The organism is Methylophilus glucosoxydans (assembly GCF_042676145.1).
In the GTDB taxonomy this organism is placed as follows: domain Bacteria; phylum Pseudomonadota; class Gammaproteobacteria; order Burkholderiales; family Methylophilaceae; genus Methylophilus; species Methylophilus glucosoxydans.
In genome coordinates, this window is record NZ_JBHTJW010000002.1 from 1,886,624 (window position 1) to 1,910,128 (window position 23,505).

Genomic DNA, 23,505 nt, shown 5'->3' on the forward strand with positions numbered 1-23,505 from the left:
CAGGTGGGATAACAAATATAGCGGAAAGGACAGTCTGGCCAGGGAAGAAGCCTGGCGAGGACGACCTGTGATCAAGTACAAGGCGATGTTCAGGCAACATGTACCTGCGCGACTGGCAGATCAGGCTCCCAACGGATCAGGGTAAATAAATCGCACTGCAGGTAAGCACATAGCTTGTTCAAGTGCTCGGTACTGGCATTATAGGTCCGGTCTTTGAGCATTCTGTGCAAAGTCATGCGGCTAATCCCGCTTGCATCTGCAATTTCGGTGATGGTGATGGTTCTGCCCCACTCTAATTGTTTTTTTAAAATAACGGTCTTTAACTCTACGTAAATCACACAACTTCCTGACAACTTTTGATTGTTCGCGTGTTTCAAGCGCGATGCCACACTTGGATAAAGTGTAGTCTGCACATGAATGCCTGGGCTTGATCGATATCAATCCTCCTCAACTACGCGACTGCCTGAGGACACAAAACATTATACAATTTTATAAAGTGTTTGCGATACGTGAAAAGACGCATGCTAGGCTGACTTGGTTCAATCAACGTCAATACGCTTTGCCGTGCCCATCACATGCGAATAGGCACGCGTCAATTCGGCGCCCATCAGGAATATCTGCGCGGAGTAATAGACCCAGATCAATAACACCAAAATGGACCCAGCTGCCCCATAGGCACTGGAAAATGCACTGTTGCCGATATAAATGCCAATCAGCCACTTGCCGATGGTGAATAAGACTGCCGTGATAATGGCGCCTATCCAGACCTCATCCCATTGAATTTGTGCACGTGGCATGGTCTTGTAAATCATGGCGAACATACCAGTCGTCAATGCAAAACTGAACACGGTATTCAGTATCCCCGCAATCAGTATCCAGCCAGAAAACACCGGCGACCACCATTTGCTGATCGCCGCCAGCCCGGCGCTAAACACTAGTGAGACCATGAGCAAAAAGCCGATGCCCAAGATCATGCCAAACGATAACAAGCGCACCCGCAGCAAGTGCCACAAGCCGCTGCCTTCCCGCATCGGTGCTTTCCAGATACGATCCAGCGAGTCCTGCAACTCGCCAAACACAGAAGTCGCCCCTACCAGCAATAGCACCACCCCAATGGCAGTGGCAGCAATGCCTTCGGACGGTCGGCTCACGCTTTCTAGCAGGGTTTGTATTGCCACCGCGCCACGTTGCCCCATCAAGCTATTCAACTGGCCAATAATTTCGCCGCGCGCAGCCTCCTGCCCAAATATCAGCCCCGCAATTGAAATCACTATCAATAAAAGCGGTGCAATCGAGAACAACGTGTAGTAAGCCAGGGCGGCACCCATGCTTTGTGCGTAATCATCCCGCCAACCGACAAAGGCCGTTTTCACCAGTAGCCAGACTTGTTTCATCCAGATTATCCATGCATAGACTATAAAGACTTGCCGTTTAGCAGCAAGGGGTAGCTTTGCCAACGTTAAACGCAGCAGAAACCTGACTCCAGCATACCCAAGGGCACGGCCACGCCCTATCGGTCAAAGGGGTATCTCGCTGTCAGAAATGGCCGACGGACTGCGCGGCGGCTGACCGCACAGAGTTACGGCGAAGCATGCGGGATTGGTATTCAAAGATTTGTAAGGCATCACCCAACCGTTTGGGATCCGCTTACAGATTAGGTAGTGGCTAGACCTGCTGAAGGTCTACCAGTCTCCTGAAAGGTATCATACACAGAAAAATCAAACTCACGCGCACTGACAATCGACTCTTGCCGGATCACCAGCGGCAAATTGTCGCCGACTTTTTTGTAATCGGTAGTAAACATCACCTGCAACGTGTCTTTGTCGCGATAACCGCTCACAAAAGGCAGAAAACTGATTTCCTGATCCGCACCCTCATTCTCGTTGGGCTCGCCCATAGTGGCCACCCGCCCCACATACACCTTGCGGTCATCCAGCACCAACATCAGGTTGCGGTCGTTAATCATCGCCGAAAACAGCAACTGGTCCAAAGGACTGTCAGAAAACAACTCCGACATAATGACAATATCCACTTCTTCATCACTATCGAGCTGCAAATAATGTTTAAGCCGCCAATACACCCACTTTGAAATCAATAACGGCATCAACAATGTCGTCAGGGCAATCACACCTAACAGCACATAGCGTTTTTTATCCCCCTCGGTGAGTCCCAGGCTATCCGGCAGATAACGGGCCAGCAAATCGACATAATCGATACCAAGAGTACGCGTCCCCTCAAACACCGCGATCGCTGACAGATTGATCAACAAAAAATGAAAAATGGCCGCCGAGATCAGGCAGAGAATACCGAGATAGGCCGCTTGCAGGTAAAGATACTGGCCTTCGTATCGATGCAGCTTAAAGAAGTACTGGGGATGGTAATGACAAACAAGAAACCCTGAAACCAGAATCAGCAGAACAAATAACACCCCCATGGCTATTTTTGCAGGGGAAGATTCGCAATCTTTGAAGCATCTGCCTGGAAACTGGCTGAATTGACAATGCTGGCCGGGTTAATCGTCACCGTGCCACGACCGACCACTTTCAATGTCGGGTATTTTTTCTTTGCATTTTTGACCTGCTCTGCCAGCAACTTACTATTGGCGCTCATCTTTAGGAATAGCATTTCGACCTCCGTTGGGCTAAGAATGTCGCAATCTCGCAGCCTTGTCAACTATGAGGATGGCTAAGGCTATTTTTGCGACAGTCTGAAATATTAAACCTTGAATGGAATAATAGTAACGTTCAAAAGCGAACAGCTCTCCTCTACTGGCACATTGGATAGAGTAAAGGCCAAAGGATAACCCTACGATCATCTACCAAACGTCAAGGGACAAGACCTATTAGCCTTGCCCCTTCTTGCAGTATTGATTAGTCGCTTTATGTCAGAACGAAGACGCGCCTGGAATCCAGTTAGTGCCTGCGAGCGGAACCTTGGCCATGGCAGCGGATTCAATCGTGAGTGCCACCAAATCCTCAGGCTCCAAATTATGCAAATGAGATTTACCGCATGCTCTAGCAATCACCTGAGCCTCCATCGTCAGCACAGAGAGATAGTTTGCAAGACGACGGCCAGCTTTCACCGGATCTAATCGCTTCATCAACTCTGGATCTTGTGTAGTAATCCCTGCTGGGTCCTTACCTTCATGCCAATCATCATAAGCGCCGGCAGTGGTCCCAAGTTTCTGGTATTCCTCTTCCAGATGTGGATCGTTATCACCCAACGCAATTAATGCAGCGGTGCCGATAGCAACAGCATCTGCGCCCAATGCCAAGGCTTTAGCGACATCAGCACCATTTCTGATACCACCTGAAACAATCAGCTGAACTTTACGGTGCATACCCATATCTTGCAGTGCCTGTACAGCTGGTCGAATTGCCGCAAGAATCGGGATGCCCACATGTTCAATGAACACCTCTTGTGTGGCAGCGGTCCCACCTTGCATACCATCGAGTACAACAACATCGGCACCCGATTTAACAGCGAGAGTGACATCAAAATATGGACGCGTCGCCCCCACCTTCACATAAATTGGTTTTTCCCAATCCGTGATCTCACGCAGTTCAGCAATCTTAATTTCCAAGTCATCTGGACCAGTCCAGTCTGGATGGCGACATGCAGAACGTTGATCGACACCTTTTGGCAAGCAACGCATTTTCGCGACACGGTCACTAATTTTCTGGCCCAGCAACATCCCCCCGCCACCAGGCTTCGCGCCTTGGCCAATCACCACTTCAATGGCATCCGCTTTCCGCAGATCATCTGGATTCATGCCATACCGGGAAGGCAAGTATTGATAGACCAGAATCGAAGACTGACCACGCTCCTCAGGCGTCATACCGCCATCCCCAGTGGTTGTACTGGTACCGACTGCGCTTGCCCCACGGCCCAGCGCCTCTTTTGCTGGCCCAGACAGCGCACCAAAGCTCATGCCCGCGATAGTCACTGGTGTTTTGAGATGAATAGGTTTCTTGGCATAACGTGTTCCGAGGACCACATCTGTGCCACATTTCTCACGATAACCTTCCAGTGGATATCTACTGACAGAAGCCCCCAAGAATAATAGGTCATCGAAATGTGGCAATTTTCGTTTAGCACCCGCGCCACGAATATCATAAATGCCGGTGGCTGCTGCACGGCGAATTTCTGACATCGTACCCGGATCGAACGTCGCAGAAAAACGCGGTTCTGTTTGCGGAGTTTTTTTAGAGGTATCGCTCATGATTAATATGCTCCTGCGTTATCAACATGGAAGTTATAGAGAGTGCGTGCAGAGCCAAATAATTTGAAACTATCCGGATCCACGTCTGCGTGGCCGGATTTGGCCAGAAGATCCACTAAAATATTGCGTGACTCCTCATCCATCTCCTTCTCTTCACAATCGGCACCCAGGCTCTTGACGTTACCGCGCACAAACAGTCGCGCTTCGTATAATGAGTCGCCTAATGCCTCGCCTGCGTCTCCAAGCACCACCAGATTGCCAGCTTGTGCCATGAATGCGGAAAAGCTTCCCACAGAACCGCCAACCACAATATCAGCCCCTTTGAGCGAGATGCCGCAGCGAAGCCCGGCGTCACCGTCAATGATTAACAAGCCACCTTGCGCCGTTGCGCCAGCAGCATTAGAAGCGAAGCCTTTCACATGTACCACGCCGGACATCATATTCTCAGCTACGCCAGTGGATGCACTGCCGGTCACAGTGACTGTTGCCAGTTGGTTCATGCCTGCGGCGTAATATCCGGCGTGACCATCGATTGTGACATTCACCTCAGCATTCAGGCCAACTGCGATGTTGTGAGCCCCATTGGGGTTGCTAATGACCACATTTTTACCACTCAACTCTGCTGCAGGACGATGCAGATATTGATTCACGGTTCTCAACTCGGTATTTTCCAAGTCAAATTTTAGACTTTCCATACGTACATCTCCTTTGGTGAAGGTTCAAAAACGTGAGCATTCTTCACATCAGGAAGGTGGGCTAAAGAGCGAAACTCTGAAGCGATCGCGACATAATCATCATGCTCCGCGACCACTGCAGGCTTACATGCAAATGGATCCCTCACTAAGGCCAATTGATCTTTGGTACCCATCAGCAATGTATAGAAACCATCCAGCTCGTCGAAACCATGTTCCAGGGCGGTTTTCAAATCGTCACCTTCACGCATACGCCACTCAAGGAAGCGGCAGGCTGCTTCAGTGTCATTGTCGGTTTCAAAATTGATACCTTCATGTTGCAGCTTGCGACGGAGGCTGTTGGGGTTAGAAAGGGATCCATTGTGCACCAGGCACCAATCTGTGCCTGCTGTAAAAGGATGCGCATGCGCTGGGGTAATGGCAGATTCAGTCGCCATCCGTGTATGCCCAACCAAATGCGTGCCACTCAATGCTGGCAAATCGTAACGCGCAGCCACATCGGCAGGCAGGCCGGTATCTTTGTACACGTCGATCGATTGACCCACAGAAAGGATATGAATCTGCGGATAGGCTTGCTTGATCCAGCTTTTTACTTTCACGGTGTCCACTGCCGAGGTGAGAATCGCATGATTCCCCTTCACCGCGAGAGTGACCTGATCTGAGTGCTCTGAATTAAACGCTTGCTCCAATGCCTTCCAGCTAAAATCTGCCGTCGGTGCATACAGGCTATATTTCAACGCATTTGCATCCACAGGCGAGGTAAACACAGCCATGCCAGCAGAGTCCGGGCCTCGCTCTGTCATCCCAATCAGCATCGGCATCATCAATTGGCCGATATTCGCGCGCATACTCTGGTTTTTAACCAGTAATCCTACAATCCCACACATCATTTTCTCCTATCAATACTTCATGTTCGATGACCAATGCGTCACTCACATCAAACAATTAAAAGAACTCAACATACCTATCAATTTCCCACTGGGAGACATGCCGTTGATAATCTATCCACTCCATGCGTTTGATCTTTAAAAACTCTTGGGCAAGATTTGCCCCCAGCGCATCCATGATGACCTCATCACTCTCAAGCGCATCCAATGCCTCACCCAGATTCTGGGGAAGTATGCCAATCTTCAACGCTTGAAGTTGCTCGGGGCTGTAATCGTAGAGATTCTCATCATGCCCCTTGCCTGGGTTTAACTGACGGGCAACGCCATCCAAGCCCGCTGCGATCACGGCTGCGGTTGCAAGATATGGATTACAGCTGCCGTCAGGGAGCCGCAGTTCTAAGCGGCCATAAGGAATACGCACCAATGTCGAACGGTTATTGTTACCGTAACTGATATACGCTGGCGCCCACGTTGACCCGGTTAATGAGCGCCCAACGACCAGTCTTTTGTACGAATTTACGGTCGGATTACACAAGGCGGTCAGTGCCGGGGCATGCGCGAGGATCCCGCCCAGGAAATGGTAGGCCAGGCTTGACAGCCCCAGACCAGAGGGATCATTGTCGTCTTGGAACAGGCTTTTTTCTCCATCCCCTATGGACATATGCATGTGCATACCATTGCCTGGCCGATTGCTAAATGGCTTAGGCATGAACGAGCAGATCATGCCCATCTCATTGGCGATTTCACTCGCAGCCATCTTGAATAAAATGTAATCGTCTGCACTTTTGAGGCATTCAGAATAGGTGTAGTTAATTTCAAACTGACCATTCGCATCCTCATGATCGATTTGATAAACATCCATCCCTGCCGCAATCAGCGACTCAGTTAACTTACCAAGATACTCAGAGTGTCTTGTGATCCCTTTATAGTCGTAACATGGTTTTTGCAACGTATCAGTTTCATCAAACGGCAGAATCTGACCCTGTTCGTCACGACGCAGTAATGAGAACTCTGGCTCTAATCCTGTGTAGAAGGTCCATCCACGTTCGGATAAGCGGGCAATCTGCTTCTTAAGAACGACGCGTGCATCATATTCATGCGGTTGATTGTTGACATGCCCATCGCACACCAGTCGCGCATAACCAGGTTGCCAAGGCACCAAGCCGATAGTGCTCAGCTCACCAACCGCCATGTAATCAGGGCCATTGGGTGCAATGCCTGTCCCCCAAATTGCACCACCAGCAAAACCTGCGCCCTTCGTCAGGATATCGTTGAGATGCTCAGCCGGCACTGACTTGACCTTAGCTACCCCATGAATATCGACGAATTGAGCAAGGACGTACTTGACCTTGTTTTCCTGCAAAAACTTTTGTGCTTCCTGCAATGACTTCATTGAGTGCCTCACCTAAAATTTATTAATTAAAATTCAAAACGATCAAGAACTAGTTATCATCTGTTTGAAGTGAACATCCAGGCCAACAGCGCCGCCGCCGAACTCCCCGGCGATTTCGGTGAGCGTGCTCCACATGTAGTTACCATAGCTACCATCGCACCATAACCGGTAGACCAGCTCCCCATTCAGCAATTGGCGGATTAAAGTCACAGACACGCCAGCCACACTGGTCAGCAACACAGCATCCGCAGCAAACGCGCTTTCACTCAGGTCTAGTGCACAAATTTCACTGAATGCACTGTGGAAATGCACGCCGCTCAGGATGAACGAAGCGTCATAACGTGCCACTTCATAAAGATGCTCTGGTGCATCATTTGCATTGATTGCAATCTGCCCCTGGTGGAAACCTTCCAATAAAAATTCACTCCGCCCAAGCCTTAACACCAATCCTCCAGCGTGATCTTTACGCCATGTATTGGGTGCTTCTGGCACGGTAAAGCCTTTGGACTCAAGCCACTCAACGGCCTTTGCGCCTTTAATCCCTACTCTGGAAAATGCGCTCACATCACAAATACCGAGCTTCTTCATCCGTTGCATCTCGATATCCGTATTTTCATAACTTAGAACGATCTCCATCCCGTTCAAGATTGCTTTCTTCATCGTTAACCCTGACTGCGCAAAACTGACGGGGGAGAGTCGATCAAATACCATTTCCATATTTAATCCCCTTCAATAAATGGTGACTGGACAACATAGGCCTCCACCATCTGGCCGCTGTCGGTTCTAATATTCAAGACGTCACCCAACGTTGTATTCGCTGGGGATACATATGCAAACCCGATGAATCTTTGCAGCGTAGGACTCAAGGATAGACTGGTGACCCTACCCTCAATCTGGCCACTCTTGCTGATCACTAAATTACACTCACATGGCACAGGGCCCTTGAAATCTGGCTTAAACGAAAAAGCCACTAGTTTTTTTAGCAGAGGGCGTTTGCGGATAATTTGCAAACTGCGTTTACCGATAAAGAAAGGTTTATTGAGGTTGATGGCCCAGTCAGCACCAAGCTCAAAGGGGTTGGTAAGACCATCGGTATCATGTCCCACTAATGGGTGGCCCATTTCCAATCGAAGCAATCTTTGTGCCTCTGTACCAAATGGTTTAACACGTTCATCAACGCTTCCACTGTCTAGCAGCAAATTCCACAACTTAAGCACAGCTGAGGCAGGCACATGAATCTCATAGGCCTGGTTAGAGACAAATCCAACGCGAATCACACGTGCCTTTATTTCTGCTATGGACGTATCAGCCACGGCACCTAATAAAAACTGGTCTTCAGAGAGATCCAACAGGGTGATCTTCTGAAGCACCTTTCTGGCCAATGGCCCGGCAATGTTCACCGCGCCATATGCGCCCGTGACATTGATGAAGGTCACATTCAGGCCCCAAATCTGATTCCACCGCTGCATCTCACGGTAAACCGCGGCGGCATTGCTGGTACTTGCGGTCACATAGAAAAAATTTTCTGCGATCCGGCACGCGACACCGTCATCTACCATCACCCCTGATTCGTCCAGCATTAAGGCATATCGGGAGCGCCCAACCCTTTGATCTTTAAAATTACCAGTATAGAAACGTTCCAAAAATTCAGCGGCATTGGCGCCATGAATCTCTATCTTGCCCAAGGTACTGACATCAATGATGCCCGCTGCACTTCTGACGGCTTTTGCTTCGTTCTGTATAGACTGCTCTTTGGTTTGCCCATCCACTTTGTAGTAGGCTGGACGTTTCCATGCGCCAACATCCGTGAACACTGCACCGTGTTCTGCGTGCCACTGATGCAGCGGGGTATCTCGATGAGGATGCAACCCCCTGCCTGCCAAATGACCTATTGGTGTGGGATGAAAGAAGGGCCTTGCAGTCGTCGTGCCAATTTTATTGACTGGAAGACTTCTAATGCGCGCCAGAATACGAATCGCATTCATATTTGAATGCTTGCCCTGGCTAGGCCCCATGCCAACTGTCGTGAAACGCTTCATTAATTCGATGTTATCGAAGCCTTCCTGAGCCGCATGAATGAAATCTTTTACGCTGATATCCTCGTCGAAATCCACAAAGTTTTTACCTTTGGGATGCATCACAATCGGATAAGGATGGCTAGGCGATGAGCCGGAAAAACTGTCTACTGTGGTCTCGTTTCCAACATACCCCAAATACTTGAGGGCATCAGAGGCAGCACGGGCGCCATCCTGGAGGCGTTGATTCAAGCCAAAAACACCGTTTACCTTACCTGCAGCGAAAATGCCATTGGGCAGTCTTGACGGTACGAATTGGTGTATTTGATCGTCATAACGCATACCGGTACCAGCCTGATAGAGCAATGCAGCAGCAGGCGCCCAGCCTGCACACATGACGATACCGTCACAGTCAATCTGTATGGATTTCCGAATATCGGCCTGCGCAGAGCCTTCATCGTAATCCGCGACAATCGCGCCTTTGACACCTAACTTGCCGGATACCGGCACAGCTTCATAGATGCAAGCACCGTTATGGATTGGTATGCCTTTATTTGCGACCACACTGGCAATGGCATCTGTCTCTCCATCCGCCCGCATATCAACAATCGCCGCGACCTCTACGCCAGATGCAATCAGATCAAGCGCTACACGGTAACCATAGCTATTAGCGGTGACGACTACGCCCTTCAAGAATGGCTTAACGGCGTATCGTGCGATGAGACGTTGCGCGGCGGAACCAAGCATGACACCCGGTAGATCGTTGTTTCTGAACACAGGAGGTTGCTCAAAGGCGCCACTGGCAACAATCACTGCTTTAGCACGTACTTTTGTGATTCCAGATTCGTCTACGATCGGGATCAGATGATCAGCATAATATCCGGCTGCATAAGCGTTAGTTTTCACTGTTAAATTAGGCAGGCTTTGTGCCTCACTCACCATGTTTGCTAACTGTTCGTGATGCACTGAATTGCCTGCATTGTCGTAAGCAAAACTTCCGCCGGGGTTGGCATTTTCATCCGCCAAAAGAACCTCTAAGCCTTCACGGGCCGCAGTCAAAGCAGCAGATAACCCTGCAGGGCCTGCGCCAACCACAAGAAGATCGTAATGAGAATGCTGTTTCTTTTTTAAGAGCCGCGGATAGTTAAAGTTCACCACGCCCAAACCAGCTGCATTGCGAATGATGCGCTCCCAAAATGGAAACAAACCACGTGGGGTATGAAATGCTTTGTAATAAAAGCCGACTGGTAAGAGCGCCGATATCGAATCAAGAAAGCGCTTCTTATCCGCCATCACCCCGCCGTCAACATTCACTACTTGGAGCTTCATCCCCGCTTTAAGCTGAACAACATCGGCTCGGATATTGGTATCGACACCATCTGTCACCATGATGTTGACGTCATGATTTGCAAGGGTAAAAATGCCTCTGGGGCGATGGTATTTAAAACTACGGCCTAATACTTTCTCGCCAGCAGCCCACAAAGCGCTACTAATCGTATCCCCTTCAAAACCCTCATATTCTTTACCTTCAAATGAGAATTTGATTTTGTTGTTCCGATTGATCCACTCACCGGAAGTATTTTGCAACCTCATGCTCATTGAGCACCTTCCTGTTCGTATAAGTAGGTACGTGCTACGTTGTCGGTTAAGGTGTCTCTTTCTGCAACAAACCAGGTTCCGCTAGGAGAGTGATACCACCATTCTTTTTTTAGCCCTGGCGCGCCATTGCGGTTATAAACATAATCGGCCCACTCTTTGTCGCTGCATTTAGCTTCGGGCATATCACGTAGTTCACCACCAAAGACAAATTCGCTTAGCGGTCTCACGCCATTAATCGGGCAAGTAAGTAATTTCATTTCTAATCTTCCTGATGCTTAGTGACCGACCGAAGCCGCACCTTTTTCGCCAGTCAATTCGTACTCTTCAAATCTTGAAAGCCTGAAAGGCTTGATGAGATCTGGCGCCATATCGTTAGCAATCGTGGCAGCCATCGTTTTCCCACTGATCGGTGTGGCCTTGAATCCCCATGTTCCCCACCCGGCATCGAGGTAAAATCCTTCCACGGGTGTCTTGCCCATAATGGGAGAGAAGTCAGGGGTCATGTCTGCCATGCCGCCCCACTGCCTGACGATCTTCACATTGGAGAGGAATGGGAACATGTCTAACATGTGAGACGTCAGTCCCTCCACAAAGTCTAAAGAAGACCTGGTCGAATGAACCTCATAGGGATCCAAAGAAGAGCCCATGACCAATTCGCCACGGGAAGACTGACTGACGTAGACATGCAAGCTACCGGAAACCAGGATTGAATCCAGCCAGGGCTTCATTGGCTCAGTCACACAAGCTTGCAAGGGATGAATGACAATAGGCGTATCAATGCCAGCCATTTTGCAGATGCGGGGAGTAAACCCTGCCACCGCTGACAGCACTCTGGGGGTAGAGATATAACCTCGGCTCGTTTGTACCCCTTGAACCTTACCGCCCTTGATATCGATGCCAGTCACCTCTGTACTCTGAAATATATCGACACCTAACCTATCGGCGCCGCGGGCGTAACCCCAAGCGACAGCATCATGCCGAGCCACAGAACCTGGCCCATGATACAAAGCCCCTAAAATGGGCGCATGGCCACTGCAGCTGATGTCTAGCTGAGGACAGGCTTTTGAGATCTCATCCGGACCAACGACATAACTATCCACGCCCACATGTTTATTGACCTCAGCGCGCCAACGCATTGTCCGCATCGCGGATTCTGTATGCGCCAATGTGAAATGGCCGCGCGTTGAATAGAATAGATTGATATCTAACTCTTCGGACAAACCTTCGTATATTTTGACGCTGGCATCATAGAAGTTCACGCCCTCTGGGGTCAGGTAATTAGACCTGACAATGGTGGTATTTCGGCCGGTATTGCCTCCACCCAAGTAACCCTTTTCAAGCACGGCAATATTAGTCATGCCATGGTCTTTAGCCAGATAGTAGGCAGCAGCCAAACCGTGTCCGCCTCCGCCAATAATGACTGCGTCGTAACTTTTCTTAGGGGTTACATTCTCCCTAAAAAACCGAGTCTCTTTGTACTCTTTACTCAACGCATATTTAAGCAATCTTAGAGGCATTCAACGCTCCGCAACGATCCAACATCAATCTCGAAATGAAAATTTTATTCCTAGCAGGAAACAACAATTCCATTTATACGCATTGCAAAAACCGCTGTCAACGGCTTTATGAATATTTTTTTCCTGCCAGGAATAAATTTACCTATTTTGCAATGATTTGGTGCATAATTTGGTCTGATGAACACATTTAGAGCATGTGAATATTGTTAAAAAGTGGCTGAGGGTGGGTTAATGACTAAGAAAGAGTTAGTCAATTAATTCTCCAGCAGGAACTTGATTTACTACTTGATTTACTGTGCCTGTGATAATTGAACGAGAAGAATGGATATGGGAGTTTTAGCCGCCAATGACCTCTGATTTGAAAAAAAATGTTGTCCCTATTACTGAAACAGAATCCAAACCTTTGGGTAAACACTTGGGGAATGTCATCAAAGAGGTCAGAAAACAACATGGCCTGACGATTGCTGATGTCGCTGAGAGAGCGAATATTAGTGTTGGAATGTTCAGTAAAATTGAGAATGGTCATGTATCGACCAGTCTTGAAACATTGGAACAAGTAGCCAACGCGCTTGGCGTAACGCTTTCAAGGCTGTTCCGCGACTACAACGCTCCCTCAGGAAATGCACAATTCGTTAAAAAAGGGCATGGTATGGAAGTGGTACGCCGCGGCACAAAGCTCGGCCACACATATCATTTATTAGCCTATGACCAAGGGCCTCAAAAGACTTTTGAGCCATTCTTGATCACGCTGGAAGATCAGGCGGAAGAATTCCCCCCTTTTGAACATGGAGGGACTGAATTCATTCATATGCTAGAGGGGGTATTAGAGTACAAGGTAGGCTTGGAGACTTTCTTACTTGAGCCAGGCGACTCACTGACCTTTAGAGGAGACCAGCCGCATCAGCCAGCCAAGCTCATAGAGGTCCCAATCCGTTTCCTGGCTATTATTCATCACGACCCCGTTGATCATTCAGGAGGCAGTGAGTGGACGCAGTCATAAGTATTCGAGATGCTCAAGAGAAAGATGCCGCTCAACTAGCCGACCTTCTACATGCGCTATTTAGTATAGAAGCCGATTTCAAACCAGACATGGAGAAACAAAAAGCCGGTTTAAGTATGCTGATATCACAACCAGAACATGGGGTAATCAAAGCTGCATTTACAGAAGACGGGAAACTGATTGGGATGGTTAGCGCGCAACTAGTCATCTCTACTGCACAAGGAGCACGCTCTGCTTGGGTAGAAGACATGGTCGTTCATGCAGAATTTAGACAGCAAGGAATTGGTAGAAAACTACTGCAGTCGGCATTGGATTGGGCAAAAGAAAAAGGAGCGACTCGTGCCCAGCTATTGGTCGATATTGAAAATGAACCTGCGATAGGGTATTACCGGCACCTGGGTTGGGAAAGCACTCAGTTAAATGCGAGAAGATTATTTTTATAATTGTTATATATTTTTAACTAGTCATCTCTCACCGGCCAAGTTGAGAAAGCATGCTCACTCACAAAACTACTGTTTTCTCAGTCCCTATTTTGTCACTTGGTAGAAATGAAAACGGAGCTTGCCCAACCTAAATGGAGATCTGGACTTCAACCGCGCTGTTAGACAACTGAATAGATGACTTCCACATTATTTTCTATACAGAATGCTATAAATATAGAATTATATTCATGGTCAATCGGAGTTGAAATTGAAATCATCCAAAATGAATTTAACAAGCCGTACACTCCTAACTCTAACTAAATATAACACTCAATATGATATTCGGGCCTAGTACGTATGGAGGTTACATCGAAAAACTTTCACGAAAGGTTGAAGCGCGACTTTCAGATATTGAGGCAATTTTCAACTTCGACTTTGGTTCAGAATTTGAAGTTGCGGTTTGTGTACTACTAGAAGACATATTGCCAGCAAAATTTGGTATTTGCCGTGGCTTTGCAGTTACTGAAGATGGTCAGACAGCGGGTGACGATCTAATAATTTATGATAAATTATCCTGCCCACTTTTAAGAGGAAATATCAGCCGTCAATACTCAATAAAAGAGCAAATACCAGTTGAAGCTATATACGCATACATCGAGTGCAAGCACTCCATATCAGACTTGATAACTCTTGAGAGAGCAATCATGCAAACAAGAAATGTTAAATCTTTGCTTTTAAGTCGTGCAGCAAAAATTAACCACGAATATGAAAAAGATGGGCCAACATATAATGGGAAAATTCGGGACTGGCCTCGCACATATCCCCCTTTAAAGAATCAACCATTCTGTGCAATTTTTGCTAGAAATTTCAATTCCAATATAGCACTCCCAACTGATTACCAACCATATAATCCAGACCTATTGGTGCTAGGATCAAATCATATAGCCACTCACAAGGCTTGGCTTGGAGCTGATGGTATTAAAGGTTCGCTTTTTTCTGACGAGGAATGGAAAACAGCGCTTTTTTTAGAGTCTGCTAAATCAAATGCTTTTGGATTAGGTATCGTAAGCCTCTTACAAGCGCTTAACTGGATCGAATTATTACCCATTGACTGGGCAGACACATTAAATCGGACATTTTTTAAAAATTTATTCGAATAGTGTTCAAAAACTTACGTAAATCTATCACTAGTTGTTTAGGATTTTCTCACATTTGACTCCTCAATAAAGAGCATATGTGGATCACTAACGAATTGAATACTGCGCTATTATTCATTTATCAGTAACTTGTTTATTAGATCCCACTTAACAGAACTTCATAAATATTATGAGCAGCAACTTTAGAAGGCAGCTTAACCAAATCCGAGATTTGCATTTCAAACGCAAGGATTTGGAAATTCAGCTACCCACAACTTTTTCGTTTAAAGATCATGGAGTATACGATTTTAACAATGTATTGAATTTCTTTGACTGGTCAATAGAAAATACAAATGTAAAAATTGACTTAACGACTTGTACTCAAGCGAACTATCAAGCCTTATCACTCCTTGTAGCATACGCATGGTTCTTAAGAAGCAAAGGTTGCTACGTTACAGTAGAAGACGGAGGCGGTGTATCGGATGCCGGTAAGATGTGGCGGCTTATGGGAGCTAGAGGGTTCTCTGGTGTTGCGACTCACCCAAAAAGTCAATTCACTGGTGATAAATACAAGCCTTTAATTGCAATTAGAAATTATGATGATTTCAAATTTGCAGTGGAAAGTGCAGACGGATATACCAAAGGGTTCAACATCGAATATACAAACACTTTAAGGTACGTATTAAGTGAACTCCTGTATAACACTCTAGAACATGGTCCGAGTTTCTTCGCAAATATCGAACCCCTTCTCAGAATACCCTCTTTAGTGCAATTTGCTTGGTACAAAAATACCAATGAAATCCAATTCATTATCGCAGATACTGGAATCGGAATTAAGGAACATATTGAGCAAGCTTATCCAGGGCAAGAGTCTGATGAAGAAGCAATCAAATTAGCGATTAAACCTCAAGTTTCTGGCACTTTTGGGAAAAAAGATCCTTATATAGAAAAAAATAATGCAGGTGTTGGCCTTTTCATTTCGTCCAACATTATCAGGCGTCTGAATGCAGACATGTATATAGTGTCAGGCAATGGCCTTTTGCACATATCTCCAAGAGATATTACTGGCAAAACGCTAAACAATGATTGGCAAGGTACATTTGTACTTGTCACACTGAAACTAGAAAGAAACACTAGTTTTACACTTCACAACATGATGCAAGAGTTTCGAGAGAAAGCTTTATCAGAACAAAAAGCTGGGGACTTGTTTGAGGATGAGAACAGATTTTATCTATTAATTACAAACTTCTTTGGCTCATTTGCTGAAGACAAAGATGCTGCGATAAGGTTTAGAGATAATCGATTAATCCCTGAAGTCGTGAGGGGTGGAAAAAAACTGCTTGTTGATTTCGATGGCGTCTCAAGCGCACCACATAGTTTTTTGAGTGCTTTGCTTGCAACCCCTATCAAAAATCTGGGACTGAAAGCTTATAAAATGATCAAAATTATTAACGCTAGCCCCGAGATAAGAGAAACGATTGATTTCATTATGGATGAGAACACTTCATAGAGTCTGAAACTCTGAATAAAATTTATAACTTAAGTATTCCCAGCTTCATAGTTTGATTGAATCAGCTACTCAACATCCAAATTAACTAGATTGCTTGCAATATCAAAATTGAAGGTTCCCCGTGCTCTTCCATTAAGAGTGTAACGAAAACGCCAACCTTTACTGGTATTAGGCTCAACCAAGAGCGATAACCCATCACCATCATTTAAAGAATAAGGTTTTTTATCCGGCTTAGCTCTCCAAATCGTTAAATCACTTAACGCTGCTTTTACTCTGAGGCGTTTGGATTGGATAGTTGACATATGTATAGAGCCTTTACGAAGTTGAAAGTTATACGTAAAACTATACATACCGAGTTGAGATTAAAATGACTGCTTATGAGGTCAAAATATATCGCAACTTAATACTAAGCCTTTGATAAAGAGGACTATTTATATTTCACAATACTGCAAATTGGTGCCCGGAGCCGGAATCGAACCGGCACAGCCGTTAAGCCGAGGGATTTTAAGTCCCTTGTGTCTACCAGTTTCACCATCCGGGCGGTAGGTCTAGCAAGCTTTGTATTCTACCACTGTGATCTATTTTGCATAGCGGTGAGAATGTGTGCTTGAGAAAGATTTGGAGCGGGAAACGAGTCTCGAACTCGCGACCTCAACCTTGGCAAGGTTGCGCTCTACCAACTGAGCTATTCCCGCATATTTACAACATGAGACTGGAGGCGCGAGCCGGAGTCGAACCGGCCTAAACGGCTTTGCAGGCCGCGGCATAACCGCTTTGCTATCGCGCCAGAACCAACAACATAAAAACAACTTATGTTAAAAAGGGAAAGCCGCGCTTTCCCCAGAATTTGGAGCGGGAAACGAGTCTCGAACTCGCGACCTCAACCTTGGCAAGGTTGCGCTCTACCAACTGAGCTATTCCCGCGTATTTCCTTACGTCATGTGTCGTAAAGAAGCTGGCATTTTAATGATTTTGAGACCGGTGTCAAGGAAGATTTTGAAAATAATATGTCTTTTTTCGCCTTGCTTTTTTAGATGGTTTCGCGTATCGCTGGCCACGCCGCGCGCAGGTAGTAACCCATGGAGATCAGGGTCAGCAATGCGGCGATCACAATGAGCCATTCACCCAGCCACTGGATGTTGATGCCAAACAGCGGATCAAACCAAAGTAGCAAGATGATGGCAACCATCTGCGCGGCCGTTTTGATTTTCCCAACCATGGCGACCGCAACATTGGCACTTTTGCCTATGCTGGCCATCCACTCGCGCAAGGCACTGATGGCAATTTCGCGGCCGATGATGATGAGCGCGACCACCGCCCCGACCCGGTGCAACTCCACCAGCACAATCAAGGCGGCGGCCACCATCAGCTTGTCAGCCACGGGGTCAAGAAACGCGCCAAACTTGGACATTTGGTGATATTTGCGGGCCCAGTAGCCATCCAGCCAGTCGGTGAATGAGGCCAGAATAAACACACTTGCAGCGGTGAGGTTTACCCAGTGTGCTGGCAGCCCGTCGCTGGCGATGGCATTCGCGGGCAAAAAGAAGATACCAACAAACACCGGGATCATCGCGATGCGTAGCAGGGTGAGTATATTGGGGACATTCCACATGGTTATTTTGCTCAGGGCTGTTGCAATGGCTTAATGCAATCGTTCGTATATGGTTTGCGCCAGTGCCAGGCTAATGCCTTCGACTTGTGCAATCTCGTCTATGCTAGCACTTTTTATCGCATCCAGGCCACCAAATCGCGTCAACAAGGCTTTGCGGCGCTTGGCCCCTACCCCTTCAATCTCCTCCAGGCTAGAGGTAATGCGCGCTTTGGCGCGCTTGGCCCGGTGGCCGGTAATGGCAAACCGATGCGCTTCGTCGCGGATTTGTTGTAGCAGGTGCAGGCCGGGATTATCCACGGGTAAATTCAGCATTTCGCCAGTGTCGGAGAAAATCATGGTTTCGAGGCCCGGTTTGCGCTCTTCACCCTTGGCAATACCAATCAGCAAAATATCGTCTAGACCGACCTCTTGCATGACCTCCATCGCCACGCCCAACTGGCCCTTGCCACCATCAATAAAAATCAGGTCAGGGCGTTTTCCCTCGCCCGCAGCGACTTTTTTATAGCGCCGGGTCAGCACATCCCGCATCGCCGCATAATCATCGCCTGGCGTGATACCAGTGACGTTATAGCGGCGGTATTCACTGTTTTGCATATCACCACGGTCAAACACCACGCAACTGCCTACTGTGGCTTCACCCATGGTATGGCTGATATCAAAGCATTCAATGCGCTCGGTGTTCTCGGCAAGGCTAAGCGCCTCACGCAAAGAGAGCAAACGCGCCTGCTGATTGGCCGAAGTCGCCTGCCGCTGTTGCAACGCCAGTTCTGCATTGGTCTGCGCCATCTTGAGCCAGACCTTTTTATCGCCAATCGCATTGGTCAGCACGCGGATTTTGCGTTCAGCCTGCTCGCTGAGCATGGTTTCAAATTCAGTTTTGTCGATCTCCGCCCCGCACACCAGCATAGGCGGCGTGTTTTGCGCCACATAATATTGGGTAATAAACGCCTCTACCGTTTCTACCAGCTCGGCATCTTGCGCGTTCTTGGGGAAAAAGCTCTTGTCGCCCAAATGGCGACCACCACGGATCATCACCAGGTTAATGCAGTGCTGGCCCTCAATCTCGGCGCAGGCAATCACATCCGCATCGCTCACGCTAAAGTCACTGACAAACTGCTTGGCCTGCACCTGGCGCAAGGCCTGAATGCGGTCACGCAATACCGCCGCCTGCTCGTATTCCATCGCCTCGGCTGCAGCATTCATCCCATCCGCCAAAGAATCCATCACCTCACTGGTTTTGCCCAGCAAAAACAGCGCTGCGTGACGAACATCACTCGCATAGTCTTCTTGGGAAATCAGGTTCACACACGGTGCAGTACACCGTGCAATCTGATACTGCAGACAAGGCCGTGACCGGTTAGCAAACACCGTGTTTTCACAGGTGCGCAGCTTAAACACCTTTTGCAGCAACTGTATGCTCTCACGCACCGCTGGCGAGCTGGGGAAAGGCCCAAAATACTGATGCCCCTTGCGCTGCGTGCCGCGGTGAAACGCCAGCCGCGGAAAAGCATCGCCCGTCAGGCTAATATAGGGATAAGACTTATCGTCGCGAAACAACACGTTATAACGCGGCATGATGCTCTTGATAAGGTTATTCTCAAGCAGCAACGCTTCAGCCTCAGAGCGCGTGACCGTGGTCTCGATATTGGTAATCTGCGACACCATCATTTTGGTACGCGGACTGGCGAGGTTTTTATTAAAGTAACTCGAAACCCGCTTTTTTAAATCTTTGGCTTTACCCACATAGATCACGGTATCTTCCGCATTGAGCATGCGGTAAACGCCTGGCAGGTTTGGAAGGTTTTTCAGGATGGGTTTGGGGTCAAACATGGCGGCATTTTAGCACTTGATAGACATGTGGATGATAAGCAAATCATCCTGAAAATATCTGAGCAGATAAATTTAAAACACTCTAATTCCTAAGTTGCGCCGCTTTTGAATACAACTCTTTTGCTTTTACTTTATCTTGCAGAACACCATCACCAACGTCATACATGACTGCAAGATTATGTAGCGCCATCGCAAAACCTTGGTCTGCCGATCTGCTAAACCATTCAAATGCTCTAGATTTATTTTGTGGAACGCCTACACCATTGTAGTACATGACCCCTAAATTATATTGTGACTTAACCTCTCCTTGTCGAGCTGCTTTCAAGTACCACTCAGCGGCTTTTGCCTTATTTTGAGTCACGCCATCGCCCATATCGTAGAGCATGGCGACATTAAACTGCGCAATGGCATCCCCTTTTTCAGCTGAAACTTTAAGCCACGCTAAGGCGCTTTGCTTATCCTGCTCAACGCCATAGCCTTTGTAATACATCAAACCCAGATTGCGTGCTGACACTGCATTACCTTGTTCTGCTGCTCTAAAAAACAACTCGTGGGCTCGTTGTAAATCCTTAGAGGCACCCACGCCGTTGTAGTACATTGCACCGAGATTATTTTGAGCGTTAGCATCACCTTTTTCGGACGCTTGAGTAAGCAAATCAAATGCTTTTTCTGTGTTTTTTTCAACGCCCGTTCCAGTGCCATACATCCCGGCAAGATTATTGAGTGCTCTCGCATCCCCTTGCTCAGCTGCTTTCGAGAACCATTCAAAAGCCTTTTGTAGATTTTTTGGGACAAGGACACCTACATAGTACAACGACCCTAAGTTATTTTTGGCTAGGATCATCCCCTGCGCTGCAGCTTTGGTATACCACTCTATGGCTTTGTCTATGTTTTTCTCACAACCCTCTCCGTTTTCGTACATCGCACCAAGGTCATTTTGTGCACTTGCATTCCCTTGCTCGGCCGCTTTTAAAAACCACTCAAAAGCTAAGGTTTTATTTTGCTCAACCAGCTTACCTGCGTAATACATCGCACCTAAGCGATATTGATCCTCTAAATTTCCATTCGCAGCTGATTTTTGAATGGCCTCCAGCTGACTATCAAGTATCTGACTATTAATCAAAGAGCTAAATTGACTTGTGTCAGCCCAAACAAAACTTCCCCATAAACATGGCAATATCAAAAAAATGGCAATTTTCTTATTCATGGATTTTTACTCTGATACTAAATATCGCAGTTATTGCACTTTCTTAAACCAATCAGATGTACCTTTTTGGAATAGCCGATAAAGGATAAAAGCTTCAACTGGAATGAGAAAAATAGAAACAAAATACTCAAGCTTCATTTTTTCGTAACCGACCCCACCAAGCATGATAAGAACTGATCCGATTGTAATAATTAAATATACATAGCGAGCAGCATTGCTTGCATTACTGATTTTGTAAGGCAATATACAAAGCAAGGAATAAAAAATGATCGTAGATGCAAATTCGCCGTCTGTAGCATGACCAGTCATTTTTTCATATAAGGCTAGCAGTGCGTCAATAGCAAGTGTTGCCCATATTGCGATAACGGCTTGTCTAATACCAATTGGCATATTTTTACTCCCAACGTGTGAAGTAGGTGGTTAGTGACATCGGTGGCTCAACCCTCGTTATTAATAAACATTTCATAAAAGCACCTTTTCGCCAGTCCCGCTTGACTGATTGGTTGGGCATAATTTACGCCACCCACTCTGCCAGAACGTTTGGATTGGCTATTATTTGCACAAGATCATCTGAGCTAATAAGTACAAAGTGAAATAGCTCTCCGTATATTGGGATAAACTGTTCGCTCCATTGCGAGTTTTCGATTATAAGTAACGGAAACGTATAGTATGGATTTTGTTCAAGAACTGGTAATGGTCGTGGAATTGGGTCATATCCAGGACATTCCAACTCAAAACGAACCGCAGTTACTGTAGTGAAATTGAGATTTAGCGTACGCTCGCCATGCAGAGTAACTGATAGTTTCTTTCCACGATGGTATGAATACGAGATAGACCCAAATGGACAGTCTATATCTGATAACGGATACCATGCTAATGAACGTTCTATCATGATGCCCAACGTTTGAAGTAAGGGGCTGGCGACACTGTTCTCTTAACTATCGTTATTAATAAACATTTCATAAAAGAACCCTTTCGCCAGTCCCACTTGAATGATGGGTTGGGCATGTGTGGCTCATGAAATAAGCCTTGATAACAGAGGGGCTAAAATTGCACCAGCAATTGGCCATACCCCGAATATAAGAACTAACTTGGTTTGTAAAGATGTAAAGAATGCCAGCCATAAAGCTAGAGCCAGTAAACAAGACAAACTGCCTATAAAAAGACCCCATGAACCTGAAGCAGCAACCTTGAAAAGCCAAAGCCCAATTTGATAGGCGGGATATAAAATAATGGCTAGAAAACCAAGCAACTCGATGCCTGCATACATAGCTTCGAATGGCCAAAGAATGCGCTGTTTTAATGTTTTTTTCTCCAAACTCGGATACTCAATACGTTTCATATTAAAGATGCCCAACGTTTTAGTTGAGGGGCGCGAAGCCGGCTTGCCGGCGTAGCGTCCCTCTCGAACGAGATGTTAGGCACCGGGGATAAATGAGCCAAACGCATTTTCGACCTTGGTAGCCATTGGACCGGTATCTTCGCCCCACATGGGGAGATTCATGACCAGCCGACCATTCTTGGTTGGTTGGGTTAAGTTGGGGCTTGCCTTGACCATGCGGAGCTTCTCAATTGCACTGGCTTCCGTGGTGCAAAACTCGACGACGATAGGCAGTGGGTAACCAACAATTTCGTAGCCCGCGACCGAAAGCACTTCCGAATGGCGAAAGCCGTGGCGCACCGGATACGGCCGCACTTGGATTCCACTGCGGTTGAAGTGCTCGGCGAGGGCAACAGCTTCAGGAGCTAGCGGGTCTATTGGGCGAAGAAAGGACCTGTATATCCACTCACCGCCAAATGCGAGCAGCAAAGCTATAGCAACGAGAACCGTATAGCGCATAGGTGCCTAACGTGGAAGTAAGCGGACGCCGGAGCGCGAAGCGCGGAGGGAACCACAAGCGCAGCTTGCGGCGGTCCGCTTGACTGTAGGGTTAGACGAAACGCTCACTGGGCTACCATTCAAAAACGTCGTCACCGAGATCGGTGCCGATAACGGCACCAAGCTCTTTAGCAATTTGTGCAATCGCAATGCGGATTGGGTTTGATGGGGTTTCAAATTCCTCATCGTATTCGGTGATTAGCGCGCCGCGCCGGAACCGAAGGAAGGGAAGCCATTGCCCATCAATCAGAATTTCGGAATCGCCTTCGCCAACAGGGAGCGTGATTTGCTGTTGTGTTGACGGATTGACTGCTACGTATGGCGCACTTCGGATCTGAAGGTCGTTACGAGAGCTAACGAGAGCCTTCCACTCCTCAAGAGAAATGCGATTGCCTGTGCCTTCACGTCGCTCGATCACCAACCCAAAGCTCATAAATTGTCTTTCGTCTAACGTTTGAATTAACGGGCGCGCTTTAGCGCGTGATCTTGCCTGTAAAAAGTGGACATCATCTAACCGATCATTTCCACCGAAATCGGTGATTGATACCCAATACCCGAATGCAACCGTACCGGGTTATAAAAGT

24 protein-coding genes and 4 tRNA genes are annotated in these 23,505 nt (G+C 47.2%); 4 read left to right on the top strand and 24 right to left on the bottom strand.

Features of this window, described 5'->3' with window-relative positions:
- Positions 1-89: 89 nt before the first annotated feature.
- The 12 genes from ACFQ1T_RS11600 to ACFQ1T_RS11655 all read right to left on the bottom strand — a co-directional run bounded on the left by ACFQ1T_RS11600 (position 90) and on the right by ACFQ1T_RS11655 (position 12,325).
- The gene (locus ACFQ1T_RS11600) at positions 90-413 is read right to left on the bottom strand and encodes a helix-turn-helix domain-containing protein (RefSeq protein WP_379076785.1); all 324 of its coding nucleotides are present in this window, start codon (positions 411-413) and stop codon (positions 90-92) included.
- Positions 414-539: 126 nt separating this feature from the next.
- Positions 540-1,394 (bottom strand): YihY/virulence factor BrkB family protein, encoded by an 855-nt coding sequence (locus ACFQ1T_RS11605; protein WP_379076787.1) that lies wholly within the window; start codon positions 1,392-1,394, stop codon positions 540-542.
- A 260-nt stretch (positions 1,395-1,654) separates the two neighbouring features.
- A complete protein-coding gene (locus ACFQ1T_RS11610; protein WP_313988779.1) occupies positions 1,655-2,434 on the bottom strand; it encodes a hypothetical protein in 780 nt (259 codons plus the stop codon).
- A 2-nt stretch (positions 2,435-2,436) separates the two neighbouring features.
- On the bottom strand, positions 2,437-2,625 hold the full coding sequence (locus ACFQ1T_RS11615; protein ID WP_194746949.1) for a hypothetical protein: 189 nt from the start codon (positions 2,623-2,625) through the stop codon (positions 2,437-2,439).
- A 259-nt stretch (positions 2,626-2,884) separates the two neighbouring features.
- Entirely contained in the window at positions 2,885-4,222 is a 1,338-nt protein-coding gene (locus ACFQ1T_RS11620) for an FMN-binding glutamate synthase family protein (RefSeq protein ID WP_194746950.1), read from the bottom strand.
- Between the two features lie 2 nt (positions 4,223-4,224).
- Entirely contained in the window at positions 4,225-4,917 is a 693-nt protein-coding gene (locus ACFQ1T_RS11625; protein WP_379076791.1) for a GltB/FmdC/FwdC-like GXGXG domain-containing protein, read from the bottom strand.
- Entirely contained in the window at positions 4,905-5,801 is an 897-nt protein-coding gene (locus tag ACFQ1T_RS11630) for a class II glutamine amidotransferase (protein WP_018987290.1), read from the bottom strand. Before ACFQ1T_RS11630 ends, ACFQ1T_RS11625 begins: the two co-directional genes overlap by 13 nt.
- Positions 5,802-5,859: 58 nt before the next feature.
- The gene (gene glnT / locus ACFQ1T_RS11635) at positions 5,860-7,194 is read right to left on the bottom strand and encodes a type III glutamate--ammonia ligase (protein WP_379076793.1); all 1,335 of its coding nucleotides are present in this window, start codon (positions 7,192-7,194) and stop codon (positions 5,860-5,862) included.
- Between the two features lie 42 nt (positions 7,195-7,236).
- Entirely contained in the window at positions 7,237-7,911 is a 675-nt protein-coding gene (locus tag ACFQ1T_RS11640) for a sarcosine oxidase subunit gamma (protein WP_287034286.1), read from the bottom strand.
- 2 nt (positions 7,912-7,913) lie between these two features.
- Positions 7,914-10,808: a 2Fe-2S iron-sulfur cluster-binding protein gene (locus tag ACFQ1T_RS11645; RefSeq protein ID WP_379076796.1), complete on the bottom strand. Its 2,895-nt coding sequence runs from the start codon at positions 10,806-10,808 to the stop codon at positions 7,914-7,916.
- On the bottom strand, positions 10,805-11,065 hold the full coding sequence (locus ACFQ1T_RS11650) for a sarcosine oxidase subunit delta (protein WP_379076799.1): 261 nt from the start codon (positions 11,063-11,065) through the stop codon (positions 10,805-10,807). Before ACFQ1T_RS11650 ends, ACFQ1T_RS11645 begins: the two co-directional genes overlap by 4 nt.
- A gap of 18 nt (positions 11,066-11,083) precedes the next feature.
- Positions 11,084-12,325, bottom strand: a complete 1,242-nt coding sequence (locus ACFQ1T_RS11655) for an FAD-dependent oxidoreductase (protein WP_194746956.1) — start codon at positions 12,323-12,325, stop codon at positions 11,084-11,086.
- A gap of 346 nt (positions 12,326-12,671) precedes the next feature.
- Between ACFQ1T_RS11655 and ACFQ1T_RS11660 the strand changes: the two genes are divergently transcribed.
- From ACFQ1T_RS11660 to ACFQ1T_RS11675, 4 genes are all read left to right on the top strand, one after another.
- Positions 12,672-13,325 carry a helix-turn-helix domain-containing protein gene (locus ACFQ1T_RS11660; protein WP_194746957.1) on the top strand — a complete coding sequence of 218 codons (654 nt, stop codon included), beginning with the start codon at positions 12,672-12,674 and terminating at the stop codon, positions 13,323-13,325.
- Positions 13,310-13,768: a GNAT family N-acetyltransferase gene (locus ACFQ1T_RS11665; protein WP_379076804.1), complete on the top strand. Its 459-nt coding sequence runs from the start codon at positions 13,310-13,312 to the stop codon at positions 13,766-13,768. Before ACFQ1T_RS11660 ends, ACFQ1T_RS11665 begins: the two co-directional genes overlap by 16 nt.
- A 314-nt stretch (positions 13,769-14,082) precedes the next feature.
- Positions 14,083-14,907, top strand: coding sequence for a DUF6602 domain-containing protein (locus ACFQ1T_RS11670; RefSeq protein WP_379076807.1), 825 nt, complete (start codon positions 14,083-14,085; stop codon positions 14,905-14,907).
- 166 nt (positions 14,908-15,073) lie between these two features.
- The gene (locus ACFQ1T_RS11675) at positions 15,074-16,393 is read left to right on the top strand and encodes an STAS-like domain-containing protein (protein ID WP_379076810.1); all 1,320 of its coding nucleotides are present in this window, start codon (positions 15,074-15,076) and stop codon (positions 16,391-16,393) included.
- 65 nt (positions 16,394-16,458) lie between these two features.
- Here ACFQ1T_RS11675 and ACFQ1T_RS11680 read toward each other — a convergent pair whose 3' ends face one another.
- The 12 genes from ACFQ1T_RS11680 to ACFQ1T_RS11735 all read right to left on the bottom strand — a co-directional run bounded on the left by ACFQ1T_RS11680 (position 16,459) and on the right by ACFQ1T_RS11735 (position 23,354).
- Complete coding sequence (locus ACFQ1T_RS11680; protein ID WP_379076813.1) at positions 16,459-16,695, bottom strand: Arm DNA-binding domain-containing protein; 237 nt, start codon at positions 16,693-16,695, stop codon at positions 16,459-16,461.
- A gap of 152 nt (positions 16,696-16,847) precedes the next feature.
- Positions 16,848-16,934 (bottom strand) — tRNA-Leu (locus ACFQ1T_RS11685).
- 78 nt (positions 16,935-17,012) lie between these two features.
- Positions 17,013-17,088 (bottom strand) — tRNA-Gly (locus ACFQ1T_RS11690).
- Positions 17,089-17,106: 18 nt separating this feature from the next.
- Positions 17,107-17,180, bottom strand: a tRNA-Cys gene (locus tag ACFQ1T_RS11695).
- 61 nt (positions 17,181-17,241) lie between these two features.
- Positions 17,242-17,317: transfer RNA gene (locus ACFQ1T_RS11700), tRNA-Gly, on the bottom strand.
- Positions 17,318-17,423: 106 nt separating this feature from the next.
- The gene (gene pgsA, locus ACFQ1T_RS11705) at positions 17,424-18,005 is read right to left on the bottom strand and encodes a CDP-diacylglycerol--glycerol-3-phosphate 3-phosphatidyltransferase (RefSeq protein WP_275354884.1); all 582 of its coding nucleotides are present in this window, start codon (positions 18,003-18,005) and stop codon (positions 17,424-17,426) included.
- Between the two features lie 30 nt (positions 18,006-18,035).
- Positions 18,036-19,835 carry an excinuclease ABC subunit UvrC gene (gene uvrC, locus ACFQ1T_RS11710; protein WP_379076816.1) on the bottom strand — a complete coding sequence of 600 codons (1,800 nt, stop codon included), beginning with the start codon at positions 19,833-19,835 and terminating at the stop codon, positions 18,036-18,038.
- Positions 19,836-19,917: 82 nt separating this feature from the next.
- Positions 19,918-21,042, bottom strand: coding sequence for an SEL1-like repeat protein (locus ACFQ1T_RS11715; RefSeq protein WP_379076819.1), 1,125 nt, complete (start codon positions 21,040-21,042; stop codon positions 19,918-19,920).
- Positions 21,043-21,072: 30 nt separating this feature from the next.
- Complete coding sequence (locus ACFQ1T_RS11720; RefSeq protein WP_379076822.1) at positions 21,073-21,432, bottom strand: hypothetical protein; 360 nt, start codon at positions 21,430-21,432, stop codon at positions 21,073-21,075.
- 625 nt (positions 21,433-22,057) lie between these two features.
- Positions 22,058-22,384, bottom strand: a complete 327-nt coding sequence (locus ACFQ1T_RS11725) for a hypothetical protein (RefSeq protein WP_379076825.1) — start codon at positions 22,382-22,384, stop codon at positions 22,058-22,060.
- A 75-nt stretch (positions 22,385-22,459) separates the two neighbouring features.
- Positions 22,460-22,882 carry a hypothetical protein gene (locus ACFQ1T_RS11730; RefSeq protein WP_379076828.1) on the bottom strand — a complete coding sequence of 141 codons (423 nt, stop codon included), beginning with the start codon at positions 22,880-22,882 and terminating at the stop codon, positions 22,460-22,462.
- A 112-nt stretch (positions 22,883-22,994) separates the two neighbouring features.
- Positions 22,995-23,354 carry a hypothetical protein gene (locus ACFQ1T_RS11735; RefSeq protein WP_379076831.1) on the bottom strand — a complete coding sequence of 120 codons (360 nt, stop codon included), beginning with the start codon at positions 23,352-23,354 and terminating at the stop codon, positions 22,995-22,997.
- Between the last annotated feature and the right edge of the window lie 151 nt (positions 23,355-23,505).